This window comes from Variovorax sp., assembly GCF_035634955.1.
Lineage (GTDB): Bacteria > Pseudomonadota > Gammaproteobacteria > Burkholderiales > Burkholderiaceae_C > Variovorax.
In genome coordinates this window covers 1-17,249 of record NZ_DASQBZ010000012.1, presented here as the reverse complement: position 1 = coordinate 17,249, position 17,249 = coordinate 1, and the positions used below count along the sequence as shown (strand labels likewise).

General features: G+C 67.6%; 26 protein-coding genes and 1 pseudogene. 24 read left to right on the top strand and 3 right to left on the bottom strand.

The window, feature by feature from the left end; translation table 11 throughout:
- The 15 genes and pseudogenes from VES41_RS04925 to VES41_RS04855 form a co-directional block, all read left to right on the top strand.
- Positions 1–156, top strand: a pseudogene (locus tag VES41_RS04925) (elongation factor Tu); the annotation flags it as partial.
- A gap of 10 nt (positions 157–166) precedes the next feature.
- On the top strand, positions 167–487 hold the full coding sequence (rpsJ, locus tag VES41_RS04920; protein ID WP_324813742.1) for a 30S ribosomal protein S10: 321 nt from the start codon (positions 167–169) through the stop codon (positions 485–487).
- 93 nt (positions 488–580) lie between these two features.
- Positions 581–2,149, top strand: a complete 1,569-nt coding sequence (locus tag VES41_RS04915; protein WP_324813739.1) for a hypothetical protein — start codon at positions 581–583, stop codon at positions 2,147–2,149.
- Positions 2,150–2,178: 29 nt separating this feature from the next.
- Complete coding sequence (locus VES41_RS04910; protein WP_324813736.1) at positions 2,179–2,706, top strand: hypothetical protein; 528 nt, start codon at positions 2,179–2,181, stop codon at positions 2,704–2,706.
- A gap of 224 nt (positions 2,707–2,930) precedes the next feature.
- Positions 2,931–3,608, top strand: a complete 678-nt coding sequence (gene rplC, locus VES41_RS04905) for a 50S ribosomal protein L3 (protein ID WP_324813732.1) — start codon at positions 2,931–2,933, stop codon at positions 3,606–3,608.
- Positions 3,608–4,228, top strand: a complete 621-nt coding sequence (gene rplD / locus VES41_RS04900) for a 50S ribosomal protein L4 (RefSeq protein ID WP_324813730.1) — start codon at positions 3,608–3,610, stop codon at positions 4,226–4,228. The genes rplC and rplD overlap by 1 nt, the downstream gene beginning before the upstream one ends.
- Positions 4,225–4,560 (top strand): 50S ribosomal protein L23, encoded by a 336-nt coding sequence (gene rplW, locus VES41_RS04895; RefSeq protein ID WP_324813728.1) that lies wholly within the window; start codon positions 4,225–4,227, stop codon positions 4,558–4,560. The genes rplD and rplW overlap by 4 nt, the downstream gene beginning before the upstream one ends.
- Positions 4,561–4,563: 3 nt before the next feature.
- A complete protein-coding gene (rplB, locus tag VES41_RS04890) occupies positions 4,564–5,388 on the top strand; it encodes a 50S ribosomal protein L2 (RefSeq protein WP_324813726.1) in 825 nt (274 codons plus the stop codon).
- Between the two features lie 11 nt (positions 5,389–5,399).
- Positions 5,400–5,678 carry a 30S ribosomal protein S19 gene (gene rpsS / locus VES41_RS04885; protein ID WP_324813723.1) on the top strand — a complete coding sequence of 93 codons (279 nt, stop codon included), beginning with the start codon at positions 5,400–5,402 and terminating at the stop codon, positions 5,676–5,678.
- Between the two features lie 9 nt (positions 5,679–5,687).
- Positions 5,688–6,020, top strand: coding sequence for a 50S ribosomal protein L22 (gene rplV / locus VES41_RS04880; RefSeq protein ID WP_286661992.1), 333 nt, complete (start codon positions 5,688–5,690; stop codon positions 6,018–6,020).
- A 13-nt stretch (positions 6,021–6,033) separates the two neighbouring features.
- Positions 6,034–6,930 (top strand): 30S ribosomal protein S3, encoded by an 897-nt coding sequence (gene rpsC / locus VES41_RS04875; protein WP_324813718.1) that lies wholly within the window; start codon positions 6,034–6,036, stop codon positions 6,928–6,930.
- Between the two features lie 28 nt (positions 6,931–6,958).
- A complete protein-coding gene (rplP, locus tag VES41_RS04870; protein WP_324813716.1) occupies positions 6,959–7,375 on the top strand; it encodes a 50S ribosomal protein L16 in 417 nt (138 codons plus the stop codon).
- 56 nt (positions 7,376–7,431) lie between these two features.
- Positions 7,432–7,641, top strand: coding sequence for a 50S ribosomal protein L29 (rpmC, locus tag VES41_RS04865; RefSeq protein ID WP_324813749.1), 210 nt, complete (start codon positions 7,432–7,434; stop codon positions 7,639–7,641).
- Positions 7,642–7,650: 9 nt separating this feature from the next.
- A complete protein-coding gene (rpsQ, locus tag VES41_RS04860; RefSeq protein ID WP_324813713.1) occupies positions 7,651–7,920 on the top strand; it encodes a 30S ribosomal protein S17 in 270 nt (89 codons plus the stop codon).
- Positions 7,921–8,003: 83 nt separating this feature from the next.
- A complete protein-coding gene (locus VES41_RS04855) occupies positions 8,004–8,510 on the top strand; it encodes a peroxiredoxin (protein WP_324813710.1) in 507 nt (168 codons plus the stop codon).
- Between the two features lie 70 nt (positions 8,511–8,580).
- Here VES41_RS04855 and VES41_RS04850 read toward each other — a convergent pair whose 3' ends face one another.
- The 3 genes from VES41_RS04850 to VES41_RS04840 form a co-directional block, all read right to left on the bottom strand.
- On the bottom strand, positions 8,581–9,165 hold the full coding sequence (locus tag VES41_RS04850) for a GNAT family N-acetyltransferase (RefSeq protein WP_414719028.1): 585 nt from the start codon (positions 9,163–9,165) through the stop codon (positions 8,581–8,583).
- On the bottom strand, positions 9,162–9,872 hold the full coding sequence (locus VES41_RS04845; RefSeq protein WP_324813707.1) for a cytochrome b/b6 domain-containing protein: 711 nt from the start codon (positions 9,870–9,872) through the stop codon (positions 9,162–9,164). The genes VES41_RS04850 and VES41_RS04845 overlap by 4 nt, the downstream gene beginning before the upstream one ends.
- Before the next feature lie 164 nt (positions 9,873–10,036).
- Positions 10,037–10,537 carry a TlpA disulfide reductase family protein gene (locus tag VES41_RS04840; protein ID WP_324813703.1) on the bottom strand — a complete coding sequence of 167 codons (501 nt, stop codon included), beginning with the start codon at positions 10,535–10,537 and terminating at the stop codon, positions 10,037–10,039.
- Positions 10,538–10,646: 109 nt separating this feature from the next.
- Between VES41_RS04840 and VES41_RS04835 the strand changes: the two genes are divergently transcribed.
- From VES41_RS04835 to VES41_RS04795, 9 genes are all read left to right on the top strand, one after another.
- Entirely contained in the window at positions 10,647–11,222 is a 576-nt protein-coding gene (locus tag VES41_RS04835) for a hypothetical protein (protein WP_324813701.1), read from the top strand.
- 117 nt (positions 11,223–11,339) lie between these two features.
- Positions 11,340–11,798, top strand: coding sequence for a PTS fructose transporter subunit IIA (locus tag VES41_RS04830; protein WP_324813699.1), 459 nt, complete (start codon positions 11,340–11,342; stop codon positions 11,796–11,798).
- Entirely contained in the window at positions 11,767–12,036 is a 270-nt protein-coding gene (locus tag VES41_RS04825; protein WP_324813696.1) for an HPr family phosphocarrier protein, read from the top strand. Before VES41_RS04830 ends, VES41_RS04825 begins: the two co-directional genes overlap by 32 nt.
- A 16-nt stretch (positions 12,037–12,052) precedes the next feature.
- A complete protein-coding gene (gene ptsP, locus VES41_RS04820; RefSeq protein ID WP_324813693.1) occupies positions 12,053–13,837 on the top strand; it encodes a phosphoenolpyruvate--protein phosphotransferase in 1,785 nt (594 codons plus the stop codon).
- A 218-nt stretch (positions 13,838–14,055) separates the two neighbouring features.
- Positions 14,056–14,412 (top strand): hypothetical protein, encoded by a 357-nt coding sequence (locus VES41_RS04815; protein ID WP_324813690.1) that lies wholly within the window; start codon positions 14,056–14,058, stop codon positions 14,410–14,412.
- A 14-nt stretch (positions 14,413–14,426) separates the two neighbouring features.
- Positions 14,427–14,891 carry a Spy/CpxP family protein refolding chaperone gene (locus VES41_RS04810; protein ID WP_324813687.1) on the top strand — a complete coding sequence of 155 codons (465 nt, stop codon included), beginning with the start codon at positions 14,427–14,429 and terminating at the stop codon, positions 14,889–14,891.
- Positions 14,884–15,378, top strand: coding sequence for a DUF4260 domain-containing protein (locus VES41_RS04805; protein WP_324813685.1), 495 nt, complete (start codon positions 14,884–14,886; stop codon positions 15,376–15,378). Before VES41_RS04810 ends, VES41_RS04805 begins: the two co-directional genes overlap by 8 nt.
- A 44-nt stretch (positions 15,379–15,422) precedes the next feature.
- Positions 15,423–16,124, top strand: coding sequence for a response regulator transcription factor (locus tag VES41_RS04800; RefSeq protein ID WP_324813744.1), 702 nt, complete (start codon positions 15,423–15,425; stop codon positions 16,122–16,124).
- Positions 16,121–17,249 (top strand): HAMP domain-containing sensor histidine kinase (locus VES41_RS04795; protein WP_324813683.1); only part of this gene is annotated, 1,129 nt, incomplete at its 3' end. The genes VES41_RS04800 and VES41_RS04795, both read left to right, overlap by 4 nt.

The following is a 17,249-nucleotide window of genomic DNA, read 5'->3' as shown; positions in this document are numbered from 1 at the left end:
CTGCCCAAGGACAAGGAAATGGTCATGCCTGGCGACAACGTGTCGATCACCGTCAAGCTGATCGCCCCGATCGCCATGGAAGAAGGCCTGCGCTTCGCCATCCGCGAAGGCGGCCGTACCGTCGGCTCGGGCGTGGTTGCCAAGATCATCGACTGAGGACGGACCCATGAGCACGCTCGCAAAGCAAAAGATCCGCATCCGCCTCAAGGCGTTCGACTACAAGTTGATCGACCAGTCGGCTGCCGAGATCGTCGACACCGCCAAGCGCACGGGCGCCATCGTCAAGGGCCCGGTGCCCCTGCCGACGCGCATGAAGCGTTTCGACATCCTGCGTTCGCCGCACGTCAACAAGACGAGCCGCGACCAGTTCGAGATCCGCACGCACCAGCGCCTGATGGACATCGTCGATCCCACCGACAAGACCGTCGACGCGCTGATGAAGCTGGACCTGCCGGCCGGCGTGGATGTCGAGATCAAGCTCCAGTAAACATCGACATTTGCTGACAACTAGCCCGTTCACGACAGTGGACGGGCTTTTTTATTTGGGGCACAAACAGGGCATGCCGCTCCAGCACTGTCCATGAATCCTGCAGCCCTGATCCGTGCCGTCGTCGCTTCCATCCTGCTCGTCGGCCTGGCCGGTTGCGGCGGTGGCGGCGGCGGTGGCGGAAGCCAGCCGGCCGGGCCGCCCGTCGAACTGAGCGGCCGGGTGACCTTCGATTCCGTGCCACCTGCGCCGGGCGGCGCGCTCGACTACGCCGCCGCCACCGCCAAGCCCGTGCGAGGCGCCCTGGTGGAGGTGCTCGCCCTGGGTGCGACGGCGCCCATCGGCAGCACGACGACGGACGAGGCCGGCCGCTATGCGCTGAACGTTCCCGGCGGCGCACAGGTCGGCATACGCGTTCGCGCCCAGCTGGTTCGCGACGACCCGGGCGGGCGCTGGAACGTCACGGTGCGCGACAACACCCAGGGCGACGCCATCTACGCGATGGAGTCACCCTTCTTTTCGACCGAGAACGGTCCGGTCTCGCGCGACCTCCACGCCGCCTCCGGCTGGGGCGGAGGCGGGTACGCCGGGCCGCGGACGGCGGCGCCGTTCGCCGTGCTCGACACGATCTACCAGGCCATGGCGAAGATCGAGGCGGTGGCGCCCGGAACTTCGTTCCCGGCGTTGCGGGTCTTCTGGAGCGTCGAGAACGTTCCGGCGGCAGGCCGCATTGCGCTCGGCCAGATCGGAACATCGTCCTACACCCGGGACGGCTCCGGCGACGCGATCTACCTGCTGGGCAAGGAGAACGTGGACACCGACGAATACGACGCCTCCGTCATTGCCCACGAATGGGGGCACTACTTCCAGAGCGCCTTCAGCCGCGACGATTCGCCGGGCGGACCGCACGGCCCGGAAGACCGGCTGGACCCTCGCGTCGCCTTTTCCGAGGGCTGGGGCAACGCCTGGTCCGGCATGGCGCTGGATCGATCGCACTACACCGATTCGGTGGGGCCGGCGCAATCCCTGGCGGCCGACCTGGACCTCGCCGCCGGCGGCCAGAATCCGGGCTGGTTCAACGAAAGCTCGGTGCAGGCCATCCTCTGGCGCCTGTATGTCGAGAACGGCCTTGGGCCGATCCAGCGGGCGTTCACCGGGCCGCTGCGGCAGACGCCGGCGCTCGTGTCGATTCACGCGTTCGCGGCGGCGTACGCCGCGGTCCTGCCTTCCGGACAGGCTGCCCTGGCGGCAGCCTTGGGCGGCCAGGCGATCAGCCCGGCCACGAACGATCCATGGGCGACGGGGGAAACAAACGGCGCCGGCGTGCCCGGCGTGCTGCCGATCTACGTCCCCGCTGCGGTCGGTGCCGCCCAGACGGCGTGCGTGCGCACGGCTGCGGGCAGCTTCAACAAGCTGGGCAACACGGCCTTCCTGCGGTATGCCGTGCCCCAAGCGCGCAGCTACCGCTTCGCCGTCAGCGGCCCGGCGGGCACCGATCCCGACCTGGCGGTCTTCACGACCGCCGGTAAGGTGGCTGCCGCAGTCGCCACCGGAACCAGCGACTCGCTGGACGTGGAATTGGGCCAGGGCGAGATCGTGGTGGCACTCTACGACGCCAACGAGGCCGCGCCCACGTCCTGCTTCCAGGTGACGCTCAATTGACGCCGGCGCGCCCACCGGAGGAAACGACGATGCCAAACCAAGCCATCAAGACGCGTGCACGGTCAGCGCTGCGTGCACTTTGCCTGCTGGCGGCCGGCGCCGTGGCGCTGGCAGCGCCCGCAGGCGCGGAGACCGCGTCGAAAGCCAGGTCCATGACCGCCGCGCCGACCAAGCCCAACGGCTCGGGCATCGGCGTCAGCTACCGGATCGAGGGGGTGCCGCGCGCCGGCCAGGCCACGACCGTGGTCGTGGTGCTCGACCGGATCACCGATCCGGATGGCGCGCTGGTGCGTTTCACCGCCGACCCCGACCTGGCCTTGCGCAACGCGCCGGCCGGCCCGGCGCCGCTGACCGCCGGCCAGACGGCGACCTTCGAGTTGACCGTGGTGCCCGCGGCAGACGGGTTGCGCTACCTCAACGTGTTCACCACGCAAAACGGCGTTACCGGCTCGACGTCGATCCCGGTGCAGGCTGGAAACCCGTCCAGGAAGCAGGGCGCCGGCACCCTCAAGCACACGCCCGAGGGCGACGCCATCCTGTCCATGCCGGTCAAGTAAGTCCGGCGTGAGCCGGTGACTTGCGGGTTTGCCCCATCCCCGCCTATAATGGCGGGCTCTGCGCATTTTGCGCCTTGCGCTTGCACGCACTGCCCGGGCCTTTGAGTCCGGGCGGCCAGTGAGGGCGGCATGGGCGGCGTCGCAGAGATTTATCAACCCTTCTTCCGCAAATCAAACGCTGTCGCCAATTGAAGTGGCAGCGGCGGGAGTCTTGGAGAAAAAACATGAGTCTGAGCAACTCCCTCGGGTTGCTGGGCCGCAAGGTGGGCATGATGCGCCTGTTCACCGATGACGGGGACGCAGTTCCTGTCACGGTGGTGGACGTGTCCGACAACCGTGTGACCCAGGTCAAGACCCAAGAGAACGACGGCTACGTCTCCCTGCAGGTGACGTTCGGCAAGCGCAAGGCATCGCGCGTTGCCAAGCCGCAGGCCGGTCACTTGGCCAAGGCTGGCGTCGAAGCCGGCGAAATCACCCGCGAATTCCGCGTCACCGCCGAAACGGCTGCCCAGCACCAGGCTGGCGGCGCGATCGCCGTGGCCAGCGTGTTCGCGGCTGGCCAGAAGGTGGATGTGCAAGGCACGTCCATCGGCAAGGGCTTCGCCGGCACCATCAAGCGTCACAACTTCGGATCGCAGCGCGCATCGCACGGCAACAGCCGTTCGCACAACGTGCCCGGTTCGATCTCGATGGCGCAGGATCCGGGCCGCGTGTTCCCGGGCAAGAAGATGACCGGTCACCTGGGCGACGTTACCGTCACCACCCAGAACCTGGACGTCGTCCGTGTCGATGAAGCGCGTCAACTGCTGCTGATCAAGGGTGCCATTCCCGGCGCCAAGGGTGGCTTCGTGACCGTTCGTCCGGCCGTCAAGGCCAAGCCCGCCGCGCAAGGAGCGAAGTAATGGAACTCGAACTCCTGAATGAACAAGGCCAGGCCGCGTCGAAGTTCGACGCGCCCGAGACCGTGTTCGGCCGCGACTACAACGAAGCGCTGGTCCACCAGATCGTCGTCGCCTACAAGGCCAACGCCCGTTTCGGCACCCGTGCCCAGAAGGACCGCGAACAGGTCAAGCACTCGACCAAGAAGCCGTTCAAGCAAAAGGGCACCGGCCGCGCACGCGCCGGTATGACTTCCTCGCCGCTGTGGCGCGGAGGCGGCCGCACGTTCCCGAACAGCCCGGACGAGAACTTCACCCAGAAGATCAACAAGAAGATGTACCGCGCCGGCATGGCGTCCATCTTCTCGCAGCTGGCTCGTGAAGGCCGCCTGGCCGTCGTCGATTCGATCAAGGTCGATTCGCCCAAGACCAAGCCCCTGGCTGCCAAGTTCAAGGCCATGAAGCTCGAATCCGTGCTGGTGATCGCCGAGGAAGTCGACGAGAACCTGTACCTGGCCTCGCGCAACCTGGTCAACGTGCTCGTGGTCGAGCCGCGTTACGCCGACCCGGTGTCGCTGGTGCACTTCAAGAAGGTGCTGGTCACCAAGGGCGCCGTCGACCAGCTCAAGGAGATGTTCGCATGAGCCGCGTCAACCCTACCCCCGCACAACGTGCGTTCGACGAAGGCCGCCTGATGCAGGTCCTGGTCGCCCCGATCGTGTCCGAAAAGGCCACGCTGGTCGGCGAGAAGTCGAATGCCGTCACCTTCAAGGTGCTGCAAGACGCCACCAAGCTGGAGATCAAGGCCGCTGTTGAACTGATGTTCAAGGTCGAGGTCAAGGGCGTCTCGGTCGCCAACATCAAGGGCAAGACCAAGCGCTTCGGCCGCAGCGTGGGCCGCCGCGACAATGTTCGCAAGGCTTACGTGACGCTCAAGCCGGGTCAAGAGCTCAACCTCGCCGCAGAGGGGGCATAAACCATGGCCGTCATCAAGATGAAACCGACTTCCCCGGGCCAGCGTGGCGCGGTGAAGATCTCGCGTGCCCACCTGCACAAGGGCGAAGGCTACGCACCCCTGCTGGAACCCCAGTTCCAGAAGGCCGGCCGTAACAACAACGGCCACATCACCACCCGTCACAAGGGCGGTGGCCACAAGCACCACTATCGCGTGGTGGATTTCCGTCGCGACAAGGACGGCATCGCGGCCAAGGTCGAACGCATCGAGTACGACCCGAACCGTTCCGCCCACATCGCGCTGCTGTGCTACGCAGACGGCGAGCGCCGCTACATCATCGCCCCGCGCGGTGTCGAAGCCGGTGCAACCCTGCTGTCGGGCTCGGAGGCGCCGATCCGCGCCGGCAACACGCTGCCGATCCGCAACATCCCGGTGGGTTCGACGATCCACTGCATCGAGTTGCAGCCTGGCAAGGGTGCGCAGATCGCCCGCTCCGCCGGTACCTCGGCAACGCTGCTGGCACGCGAAGGCGTGTACGCCCAGGTGCGCATGCGCTCTGGCGAAGTGCGCCGCATCCACATCGAATGCCGCGCCACCATCGGTGAAGTGGCCAACGAAGAACACAGCCTGCGCCAACTGGGCAAGGCCGGCGTCAAGCGTCACATGGGTATCCGCCCGACGGTGCGCGGCGTGGTCATGAACCCGGTCGACCACCCGCACGGTGGTGGTGAAGGCAAGACGGGCGAAGGCCGTCATCCGGTGGACCCGTGGGGCAACCTCACGAAGGGCTACCGCACCCGCAACAACAAGCGCACGCAGGTCTTCATCGTGTCGCGTCGCAAGAAGTAAGGGGCACGTAAATGACTCGCTCTCTCAAGAAGGGTCCGTTTGTCGACCACCACCTGCTGGCCAAGGTCGACAAGGCGGTGGCGACGAAGGACAAGAAGCCGATCAAGACCTGGTCGCGTCGCTCGATGGTCCTGCCCGATTTCATCGGTCTGACCATTGCCGTGCACAACGGCAAGCAGCACGTGCCCGTGTACATCACCGATCAGATGGTCGGCCACAAGCTCGGCGAATTTGCGCTCACCCGCACGTTCAAGGGGCATCCCGCGGACAAGAAAGTCCAGAAGCGATAAGGAACGACCATGTCTGAAACACGTGCAGTCCTCCGCGGCGTGCGCCTGTCGGTCGACAAGGGCCGACTGGTTGCCGATCTCATCCGCGGCAAGAAGGTCGATCAAGCGCTCAACATTCTGCAGTTCACGCAGAAGAAGGCCGCTGTGATCATCAAGAAGGTGCTCGAGTCGGCGATTGCCAACGCCGAGCACAACGACGGTGCCGACATCGACGAACTGAAGGTCAAGACGATCTACGTCGAGCAAGGTGCCACGCTCAAGCGCTTCACCGCGCGCGCCAAGGGTCGCGGCAACCGCATCAGCAAACCCACGTGCCACGTGTACGTGACGGTTGGCAACTAAAGGCTGGAAGACTATGGGACAAAAAATCCATCCGACCGGCTTCCGCCTTGCGGTCAGCCGCAACTGGTCCAGCCGTTGGTACGCCAGCGACCGCGATTTCGCGGGCATGCTGGCCGAAGACATCAAGGTGCGCGAGTACCTGAAGAAGAAGCTCAAGAACGCATCGGTTTCGCGCGTGCTGATCGAGCGTCCTGCCAAGAACGCACGCATCACCATCTACTCGGCGCGTCCGGGCGTGGTGATCGGCAAGAAGGGCGAGGACATCGAGAACCTCAAGCGTGAACTGGGCCGCCAGCTGGGCGTGCCGGTGGCCGTGAACATCGAGGAAGTGCGCAAGCCCGAAATCGATGCTCAGCTGATCGCCGACTCGATCACCCAGCAGCTCGAAAAGCGGATCATGTTCCGTCGCGCCATGAAGCGCGCGATGCAGAACGCGATGCGCCTGGGCGCCCAAGGTATCAAGATCATGTCGGCCGGTCGCCTGAACGGCATCGAGATCGCACGCACCGAGTGGTATCGCGAAGGTCGCGTGCCGCTTCACACGCTGCGCGCCGACATCGACTACGGTACCTCGGAAGCCAAGACCACCTACGGCGTCATCGGCGTCAAGGTCTGGGTCTACAAGGGCGACACGCTGGGCCGCAACGATCTGCCCGCCGTCGAGACCCCGCGTCCCGAAGAAGAGCGTCGCCCGCGTGGCCCGCGCCGCGATGGTCGCCCCGGCGACCGTCCTGGTTCGGACCGTCGCGGTCCGCGCCCGGGTGCCCGCGGCCCGATGGGTGGCAATGCCGCCCCGGCCGATGGCAGCGACAAGCCCGCCGAAGCCGGCGGTGCCGATCCGAAACCCGCCGTTAAGCGCGTCCGCAAAGCCGCGCCCGCTGCAGCAGCGGACGGTGCCAAGACCGAGTAATCGGTCTTAGAAATACGGAGCAAGAATCATGCTGCAACCCGCACGCAGAAAGTTCCGCAAGGAACAAAAGGGCCGTAACACCGGCGTCGCCACGCGCGGAAACGCCGTGTCCTTCGGTGACTTCGGCCTCAAGTCGGTCGATCGCGGCCGTCTGACGGCTCGCCAGATCGAAGCCGCCCGCCGTGCCATTTCGCGCCACGTCAAGCGCGGTGGCCGCATCTGGATCCGGGTGTTCCCCGACAAGCCGATCTCCACCAAGCCTGCAGAGGTGCGGATGGGTAACGGCAAGGGCAACCCGGAGTACTACGTGGCTGAGATCCAGCCGGGCAAGGTGATCTACGAGATCGTCGGTGTGCCCGAGGAACTCGCTCGCGAAGCGTTCCGCCTGGCGGCAGCCAAGCTGCCGCTGCGCACCACTTTCGTCGCCCGCCAGCTCGGCGCTTGATCCAGGAGGACATGAACATGGCAACCGGATCCCGCAAGAAGAGCACCGACGCAAAGGTGAGCAAGGCCGCAACGCTGCGCGACAAGGACGTCGCCGGCCTGCAAGCCGAAATCAAGGACCTGCAGAAGGCCCATTTCGGCCTGCGCATGCAGAAGGCGACGCAGCAGCTGGGTAACGTCGCGCAGCTGCGTATCACGCGTCGCGACATCGCACGTGCGAAGACCATCCTGGCGCAGAAGCAAGCGTCCGGTGGACAAGCCAGCTAAGGAGTGAACATGACGGAAGAAAAGAAATCCCTCAAGCGCACCCTGGTCGGCAAGGTCGTCAGCGACAAGCGCGCGAAGACCGTGACTGTATTGGTGGAGCGCCGCGTGAAGCACCCGATCTACAACAAGATCGTGATTCGCTCGAGCAAGTACCACGCGCACGACGAAGATGGTCAGTTCCACACTGGCGACCTGGTCGAGATCACCGAAAGCCGGCCGATCTCCAAGACCAAGAACTGGGTGGCAACCCGTCTGCTCGAAAAGGCAGCCGCGGTCTGATCTCCAGACGCCGTACGGCACATTAGAAAACGGCCCACAATGTGGGCCGTTTTTCTTTTTCCATCCCCCAAGGAGCGACAGCGATGATCAAGGTCGGCGACACCCTGCCCCAGGTTACTTTGCAGGAATATTCGGAAGTCGAAGGCGAGGGCTGCAGCATCGGCCCGAATCCGGTGGACGTCGCCAAGGCCTCGGCCGGCAAGACGATCGCGTTGTTCGCGCTGCCCGGTGCCTTCACACCGACTTGCTCGGCCAAGCACGTACCCGGCTATGTCCAGCAGTTCGACGAACTCAAGGCCGCAGGCGTGGACGAGATCTGGTGCGTGAGCGTGAACGACGCGTTCGTCATGGGCGCCTGGGCGCGCGACCAGAAGACCGACGGCAAGGTGCGCATGCTGGCAGACGGCAGTGGCGAGTTCGCGAAGGCCACCGGCCTGACGCTGGACCTGACGTCGCGCGGCATGGGCGTGCGCAGCAACCGCTATTCCATGCTGGTCAAGGACGGCAAGGTGGCCACCCTCAACGTCGAAGGCCCCGGCAAGTTCGAAGTGAGCGACGCCGGCACGCTGCTGGCGCAGGCCAAGGCCTGAGCATCCGTCGCGCCGACCCGCGCTCGCGGCGTCGGCGCCGCGTTAGCGAGCGAGCGCTCACTGCCGGACGCTACAGCTCGCACTTGAGGTAGTGCGCTCCCGCAATCGGATTGTGATAGTACGGGGGCACCGATTCGAAGCCGAGTTCCTCGTACAGCGCGCGTGCCGCTTCCATGTCGTCGAGCGTGTCGAGCAGCACGCAGCTGTAGCCGGCGCTGCGTGCCGCGTCGAGCGCCGCCTCGGCAAGTTGCCGGCCCAGCCCGCGGCCCCTGAATGCAGGACGCACGAACAGGCGCTTCATCTCGGCGGCGTTCGGGTAGTCGGCGCTGTCGAGCGGCCGCAAGGCGCAGCACGCGGCGACGTGCGCCCGTTGCCCGCCTGTGCGGGTGAGCATGGAGGCGCCGGCTTGCGCTGCCGCATCCGGTTTCGCGTCGATCAACGCGAGCAGCAGGGCGCCGCGGGGCTCGGCATAGTCCCCGGGCAGATCGCGCAATTCCTCCTCGAAACCCTGGAAGCCGAGGTCCACCGCCAGCGATTGGGCGTATTCGCGGAAGATGGCGCGCACGGCTTCGAGCTGGTGAGCATCTTCGGCAGTGATGATCACCATGTCGGGCGTATCGGAAAGGGGCAGGGGGCGGGAGGCTGAGAAACTCATGCGCGCAAGGTAGAGATCCAGAAGGCAAAGCCGCCGCAGGCGGCGAATATGAGCAGGGCCAGCAGGCGGGTGCCGAAGCTGTCCCGGCTGGACGGGGCCGGCTGCGCCAAAAGCTTGTCGCCCGACACCATGGGGCGCACGAGCACCTGGCGGCGCGCCAGGAGGTAGTAGGCAATGGCCACGACGTGCAGCGCCACCAGCGCGGGGATGATCCACGAGCCGCTGACCGAATGCCAGGCACTGGCCAGACTCACCGTGGCATCCGAGACGAGATGCGCCAGCGGGCCGACTGCGTCGTTCTCGTCATCCGACACCAGCCCGCTGGCCGCCTGCAGGGCGAGCAGGATCAGCAACGCGAACACCGAGAGGGCGCCGAGCGGCGTATGGCCGACCAGGTGTTCATGGGGAGCCTCGCCGCGCAGGTAGGCCCGCAGCGCCGCCGGCGCGTACAGAAAGCGCCCGAACCGGGACCAGTGGCCGCCAACGAAGCCCCAGACAAGGCGAAAGCACAGCAGCGCCAGTATCAGGTAGCCAATGCGGAAGTGCCATTCCATCGCCCCGGCAAGCCCGGTCGCGAGTTGCGCGAGAACCGCGATGGCAAGCACCCAATGGAAGACGCGGGTGGGAAGGTCCCATACCCTCACGCGCACCGTGGGGCCGGCTTCGAGCTCGGCGAAGCCGGTGGACGGGGCGGAAGGGTCGGGCATGGACGAGCGGCAGGCGCGCCGGCGAACCCGGCGTACCCCACAGATTAGCAAAGCTGGCTGCGGATCGCGCTAGCGATTGTTTCGATGCGAATCTCCGCCGCACCGCCTACACTGGCGCGCCTTCGCATCGTCCGGCCATGGCAGCGCGCCCGCCGGCGGCCAATTCAGGCCTGCGCCAGCAGCTTCTCGATCAGCTTGTGCAGTTCGTCGAAGTCGGGCGCGCCGACATACGTCTTGACGATCTCGCCGCGCTTGTTCACCAGGTAGCTGGTCGGCGTGAGCTGCACGTCGCCCCACGCCTTGGCCACCGCGCCCGTGTTGTCGATCGCGACCTTGAACGGCAGCTTGCGCGACTGGGCGAAGTTCACCACATACGCCGGGGGGTCGTAGCTCATGGCAACGGCCACCGTGTCGTAGCCCCGCGATCGGTATTTTTCGTAGGTCGCCATCACCTCGGGCATCTCGGCCACGCAGGTGGTGCAACTCGTTGCCCAGAAGTTGACCAGGGTGACCTTGCCCTGGAGGTCCTGCGTGTTCTTCTTGCTGCCGTCGAGCAGCACGAACGTCGACGGCGGGGCGGCCGAGGCGCCGCTGTCGAGGTAGATGCCCACGCCGCCGACCAGAAGGACGGCCATGACGGCGGCGACGGCGATGTGCTTTTTCATGGGGCGGTTGCGTTCGAAGAGTCGATTCTAGAGGGCTCTGCGCCCGTCCGCTGGCGCCGCCGCGGCGGCGGGCCCGGCCGGGATACGGCGCCACATAATGACACCCGACATGCCTTCAAGTTCCTCGTGCCGACGCGCGCGCACTTCCGCGAGCTGCGCGATCTGCGCGACCCTCCTGCTCGTCCTGGCTGCCTGCAGCCCTGTCTTCAACTGGCGCGAGGTGCCGCTGCAGGGCGGCGAACTCGTCGCGCTCCTGCCGTGCAAGCCCGATCGCGCCGAGCGCCAGATGCCCTTGGGCGACCAGTCGGTGCGGGTGGACATGGCGGGCTGCGAAACGGGCGGCGCCACCTTCGCGGTCGCGCATGCGAATGCCGCGGACGCCACGCAGGCGCAAGCCTGGATGAACGCATGGCGCATGCAGGCCTACGCCCAGTGGGCCGGTGCGCGGGTCGAGGAAAGCCCGGCCGGCGTGGTCCGCGCCGCGCTCGCGCCGGCCCCGCTGCGCCTGGACGCCAGCCTGCCCCCGGCCGACCGGTCCGCGCCGGCGCGGCAGGCCAGCCTGCTGTGGTTCGCGCACCGCAACCGGGACGGCACCGTGGCGCTCTACCAGGCCACGGTGCTGGGGAGCCCCTCCTCGCCAGAGGCGGTCGAGAACTTCTTTTCCGGCCTGCGCCTGCCCGGGTGATGTTGCGAGGGCGTGACGAATTCGTCCAACCGCGCCCGATGCACGAGTGCCGCGGTACGGCGCCGCTCCCATCCACGGCATGCAGGCCGATAATCAAAGCGGCTGCGGCCGCATCGCATGAACAGCATCCTCCTCATTGCCCACGCTCCCTTGGCGCACGCCCTGCGCCAATGCGCACTGCATGTCTTTCCGGACAGCGAGCAGGACGTCGTGGGCATCGACGTGCAGCCCAACGTATCGCCGGAAGAAACGCTCGGCGCCGCGCGCATCGCACTGGCGCAACTGCTGCACCGCGCGCCGTCGGCCAAGGTGCTCGTGCTGGCCGACGTCTTCGGCGCCACGCCATGCAACGTGGCGCAGAAGCTGGTGGACGGCCAGCGTTCGCGCCTGGTGGCCGGCGTCAACCTGCCAATGCTGCTGCGCGCCATGACCTACCGCCACGAATCACTCGAGGCGCAGGTTCAGCGCGCCATCGCGGGCGGCACCTCCGGCGTCATGCAGGTGGCCGTCGCGGCACCTCAGAACCAGGCAAAAAGAAAGCACAGTGAACAAGAAATCCGTGACCATCAGCAATAAGCTGGGCCTGCATGCGCGTGCCTCCGCCAAGCTCACCAAGCTGGCCGGCAGCTATCCCTGCGACGTCTGGATCACGCGTGCGGACAGGCGCGTCAACGCCAAGAGCATCATGGGCGTAATGATGCTGGCGGCCGGCATGGGGACCACGATCGAGGTGGAGACCGACGGCGACAAGGAGGACGAGGCCATGGCCGCGCTGGTGGCCCTGATCGACGACAAGTTCGGCGAAGGCGAGTAGGCAGGAGCAGCAGCGCATGACCTTGTCGATCCACGGCCTTCCCGTCGCCCGGGGTGTTGCCATCGGGCGCGCGGTGATGGTCGTGTCCAGCCGCATCGACGTGGCCCACTATTTCATCCGGCCCGACCAGGTCGAGACCGAGATCGACCGCGTACGCGTCGCGCGCGACGCGGTGACCGCCGAGCTGCACCGGCTGCAGGCCAGCGTCGCACAGCTGAGCCCCAGCGACACGCCGCACGAACTCGCCGCGCTGCTCGACGTCCACCTGATGCTGCTGCAGGACGAGGCGCTGGGCGACGGCGTCAAGCACTGGATCACCGAGCGTCTCTACAACGCCGAATGGGCGCTGACCACCCAGTTGGAGGTGATCGCGCGCCAGTTCGACGAGATGGAGGATGAATACCTGCGCGAGCGCAAGGCAGACCTCGAACAGGTGGTCGAGCGCATGCTGCACCAGATCAAGGGCAGCGCTGCCGTATTGGCCCCGACGCCGCCGCGCCGGGCCAAGCGCGAAGACGACGAGGACACGCCGATGGCGGCCGATGCCTTCGACGCGCCGCTGGTGCTGATCGCCCACGACCTGTCGCCGGCCGACATGCTGCAGTTCAAGAAGAGCGTGTTCGCCGGCTTCGTCACCGATGCCGGTGGCCGCACCTCGCACACGGCGATCGTGGCGCGCAGCATGGACATTCCGGCCGTGGTGGGCGCGCGCAGTGCCAGCCAGCTGGTGCGGCAGGACGACTGGGTGATCATCGACGGCGATGCCGGCGTGGTGATCGTCGATCCGTCGCCGATCATCCTGGCCGAGTACGGCTTCAAGCAGCGCCAGGGCGACCTGGAGCGCTCGCGCCTCTCGCGCCTGCGACACAAGCCGGCGGTCACGCTGGATGGCCAGCGCGTCGAGCTGCTGGCCAACATCGAGCTGCCCGAGGACACCCTGGGCGCCGTCAAGGCCGGCGCTGTCGGCGTCGGCCTGTTTCGCAGCGAGTTCCTGTTCATGGGCGGCGATTCGCTCGACCCGGCCCGGCTGCCCAACGAGGAGCAGCAGTACCTGGCCTACCGGCGGGCGGTCGACGGCATGAAGGGCATGCCGGTGACCATCCGCACCATCGACGTGGGCGCCGACAAGCCGCTGGAAGGCAAGCGCGACGACATGCACCTGAACCCGGCGCTGGGCCTGCGTGCCATCCGCTGGAGCCTGGCCGAGCCGTCGATGTTCCTCACGCAGCTGCGCGCCATCCTGCGCGCCGCCGCGTACGGCGAGATCCACCTGCTCATTCCCATGCTGGCGCATGCCAGCGAGATCCGGCAGACGCTGTCGCTGCTCGACTTCGCGCGTGCCGAACTGGACAACCGCGGCGTCGCCTACGGTCCGCTCAAGCTCGGCGCGATGATCGAGATTCCGGCGGCTGCGCTGACCGTGCGCACCTTCCTGCGGTATTTCGATTTCCTGTCGATCGGCACCAACGACCTCATCCAGTACACGCTGGCGATCGACCGGGCCGACGAGTCCGTGGCCCACCTGTACGACCCGGCCCATCCGGCCGTTCTGCGCCTGGTGGCCGACACCATCGCCGAGTGCCGCCGGCAGGGCAAGCCGGTCAGCGTGTGCGGTGAAATGGCGGGCGACGTGGTGTTCACCCGGCTGTTGCTGGGGCTCGGCCTGCGCAGCTTTTCCATGCATCCCTCGCAGATCCTGGCGGTCAAGCAGGAGGTGCTGCGCGCCGACACGAGCAAGCTCGAAGCCTGGGCGCAGCAGGTGATCGAGTCCGACGAGCCGGCGAAGCACCTCGCCGGATAGGGCGGGCTGCGCGCGCGGCGGACGCAATGTTTCAGTCGCGGTCGATGTCCGGCGCGCGAAATGGCAGGTCCGTGGGCTGTGCAACCTGCTGAAAAGAAACGAAACATGGCGCCCCGCCGCGCCCGAAAACGATACAAGGCGCGACGCCGCGGAAACCATCGGGCGCCCGTCCGCCGGCACCATGAAGTCCTTCCAACACCTTCCGAAAGGACTTCACCATGACCGCCACTTTCCGTACCACCGCCGCCCGCCGCCTGCTGGGCATGAGCGCCTTGTTCCTGCTGGGCGCCGCCGCCGCGCAGGCCGAAACCTACGAGGGCGTGCATGCGCCCGTTGGCGCCCTGTCGCGCGCCGAGGTCCAGAAGCAGGGCTACGCGGCAGCCCGCGACCCGATGTGGAACGTCTCGTCCAGTTCGGTCGTGGCCCAGCCGCTGCCCAACCCGACCGACCGCGCCCTGGTGCGCGCCGAGGCGGAGCGGGCGGCAGCCAACACCCGCAGTGGCGAGCTCTACCCGTTCGACGACGCTGGCGCGCCGGCACGCTCGGCCCGCGCGGACCGGACCAACGCACTCTGACCGGGGAGCCCGCGATGCGACACTGGATCCGCAAGAGCATGCTTGCCGTGGCCGGATCTGCCATCCTGCTCGGCGGCGTCGCCGGCTGCTCGATGGCGCGCCACGGTGAGCAGGACCACGCCGAGTGGCGCGCCCGCATGATCGGCAAGGTGGCCGATCGGCTGGACCTGGATGCCACCCAGCGCAGCAAGCTGGATGCGTTGGCCGAAAAGCTGCATGCCCAGCGCATGGCGCTGCGCGCGGCCGGAGGCAGCGGCGAGCCACGAGCGCAGGTCGAGGCCTTGCTCGCCGGTCCGCGTTTCGACCAGGCCGCCGCACTGCGACTGGTGGACGAGAAGACGCAAGCCCTGCGCGCCGGCAGCGGCGAACTGATCGCGGCCACGGCCGAGTTCTACGACAGCCTGAATGCGGCGCAGCAGCAGAAGGTGCGCGACTTCGTCGAGCGCCGCGGCCGCGGGCGCTGGAGCCGTCATGGCTGAGGCGGCCCGCTGGACCGGCGCCATGCGCGCCGGTCTCTCCGGCCGCGGCCCGGGCATCGGCGGGCGGCGGATATTGACCGCCGGCGACGCCACGCCGGCGCAGCCTGGTGCGGTTGCCGGCGCGGTGCGTGGCCTGCTGCGGGCCGAGGGCCTGCTGATGCTCGCGCTTGCGTTGATCGCCTATGGCCGCTTCGGCGAGGGCTGGGGCTTCTTCGCCGCCGTGTTCCTGCTGCCCGACATTGCTTTCCTCGCCTACCTGGCCGGCCCGCGTGCCGGGGCAATCGCCTACAACGCCACCCACAGCACGATCGGCCCTATGCTGGCCGGCGCGGCTGGCATGCTCGCCGGCGCGCCGCTGCTACTGTCCGTCGGCCTGGTGTGGGCCGCGCATGTCGGACTCGACCGTGCGCTCGGCTGGGGCCTGAAGTACGCGCGCGGCTTTGCCCAGACGCACCTTGGCCCTATCGGGCGACCGGACCCCTGGTGATGGCGCCACGAGACGGCAAGGCCGTGCTGACCGAGAATCGCGCCATGCCGCGCATCCTGCTCATCGACGACGACGAGGAACTGGCGCCGCCGCTGGCGGCCTACTTCGCGCGCTTCGACTGCCGCCTCGAGGCAGCCGTGCGCCCCAGCGAAGGGCTGGCGCGGCTGCGGGCCGATCACTTCGACGCCGCCATCCTCGACGTCATGCTGCCCGAGATGGACGGCTTCGCCCTGTGCCGCGAGATCCGCCGTACCAGCGACATTCCCATCATCATGCTGACCGCGCGCGGCGAAGTGATGGACCGGGTGGTCGGCCTGGAACTGGGCGCCGACGACTACCTGCCCAAGCCCTTCGAGCCGCGCGAGCTCGTTGCACGGGTGCAGACCATCCTGCGCCGCCAGCGCGCGGCGCCTGCCGGCCCGGCGCCCGCGACGCCGGCGCGGCGCGCCGAGTTCGACGGGCTGGCCATCGACCTGGACCGGCGCGAGGTATTGCGCCATGGCGACCGCGTGGAGCTCACCGGCACGGAGTTCGAGTTGCTGGCCATGCTCGCCTCCGAGCCGGGGAAGGTGTTCAGCCGGGACGACATCCTCAATCGACTGCGCGGGCACGAGGCTGAACTCTATTCGCGGGCGGTCGACATCGTCGTCAGCCGCCTGCGCCGCAAGCTCGAGCCGCTGGACTGCATCAAGACACTGCGCAACGCCGGCTATACGCTCGCGCTCGGGCGCAGTCCCGCGCCATGAGCAGTACCGTGCGCGAACGCTGGGCCTGCCGCATGGCGCGGCACCGGGCGCGGCACCAGGCGTGGCGGCGCCGTTGGCGTCATTCGCTGCGCCTGCGGCTCGTGACCTTGTTCCTGATACTGGCGCTGGCCATGGCCGCGGTGTTCGTCATGGGCATGCGCGGCGTGTTCGCCAGCGGCTGGCGCGACGTCGGCGTGCCGCTGGTGGGCGACTACGTGGACCGGATGGCCGCGGAGATCGGCAGCCCCCCGAGCATCGAGCGCGCCCGCGCGCTGTCCGAGCGGCTGCCGATCTCGGTGCGCATCAGCGGCCCGCGCGTCAATTGGGATTCGCGTCCCGAGGCGATGGAGATGGACTGGGAGCGCCACAAGAGCACCCTGCTCACGCGCACGACTGCCGACGGGCACGAGATCCGCTTCGGCATCGGCAGCACCATGCCCTGGGAGCGTGGCCCCGGGCGTGTGGTGTGGCTCACGCTCGGCGTGCTGCTGTTGTTCGAGCTGATCGCCTATGCCATCGTGCGCCGGCTGCTGCGCCCGCTGGACGACATCGGCGCCGGCGCCGAGCGGTTCGGGCGCGGCCAGTTCGGTCAGCCGATCCCGATCCGGCGCAACGACGAGCTGGGCGACCTGGGCGAGCGCATCAACACCATGGCGCATGACATCCAGGCCATGCTCGATGCCAAGCGCGGCCTGCTGCTGGCGCTTTCGCATGAATTGCGCTCGCCGCTCACGCGTGCGCGGCTGAACGCAGAGCTGCTGCCGCCGACGCCCGAAGGCGAGGCCGAGCGCGCGGCCCTGCTGCGCGACCTCAATCTCATGCGCGACCTGATCAGCGACCTGCTGGAGAGTGAACGCCTGGCCAGTCCGCATGCGGCGCTGGTGCGCGAGCCGGTGAACATGGCGGCGCTGGTGCGAGAAGCCGTCGCGCCCCTGCCGAACGGCGACACCGTGAAACTGCAACTGGCCATCGACCTGCCGCCCGTCATGGTCGACCGCACTCGCATGCGCCTGCTGCTGCGCAACCTCGTCGACAACGCGCTGCGCCACGGCGGGCCGACCGCCGGTGCGGCCGAGCCGCCGTTGGTGACGCTGCGGCGGGCGGCGCTGCCGGCGCAGGACGAGC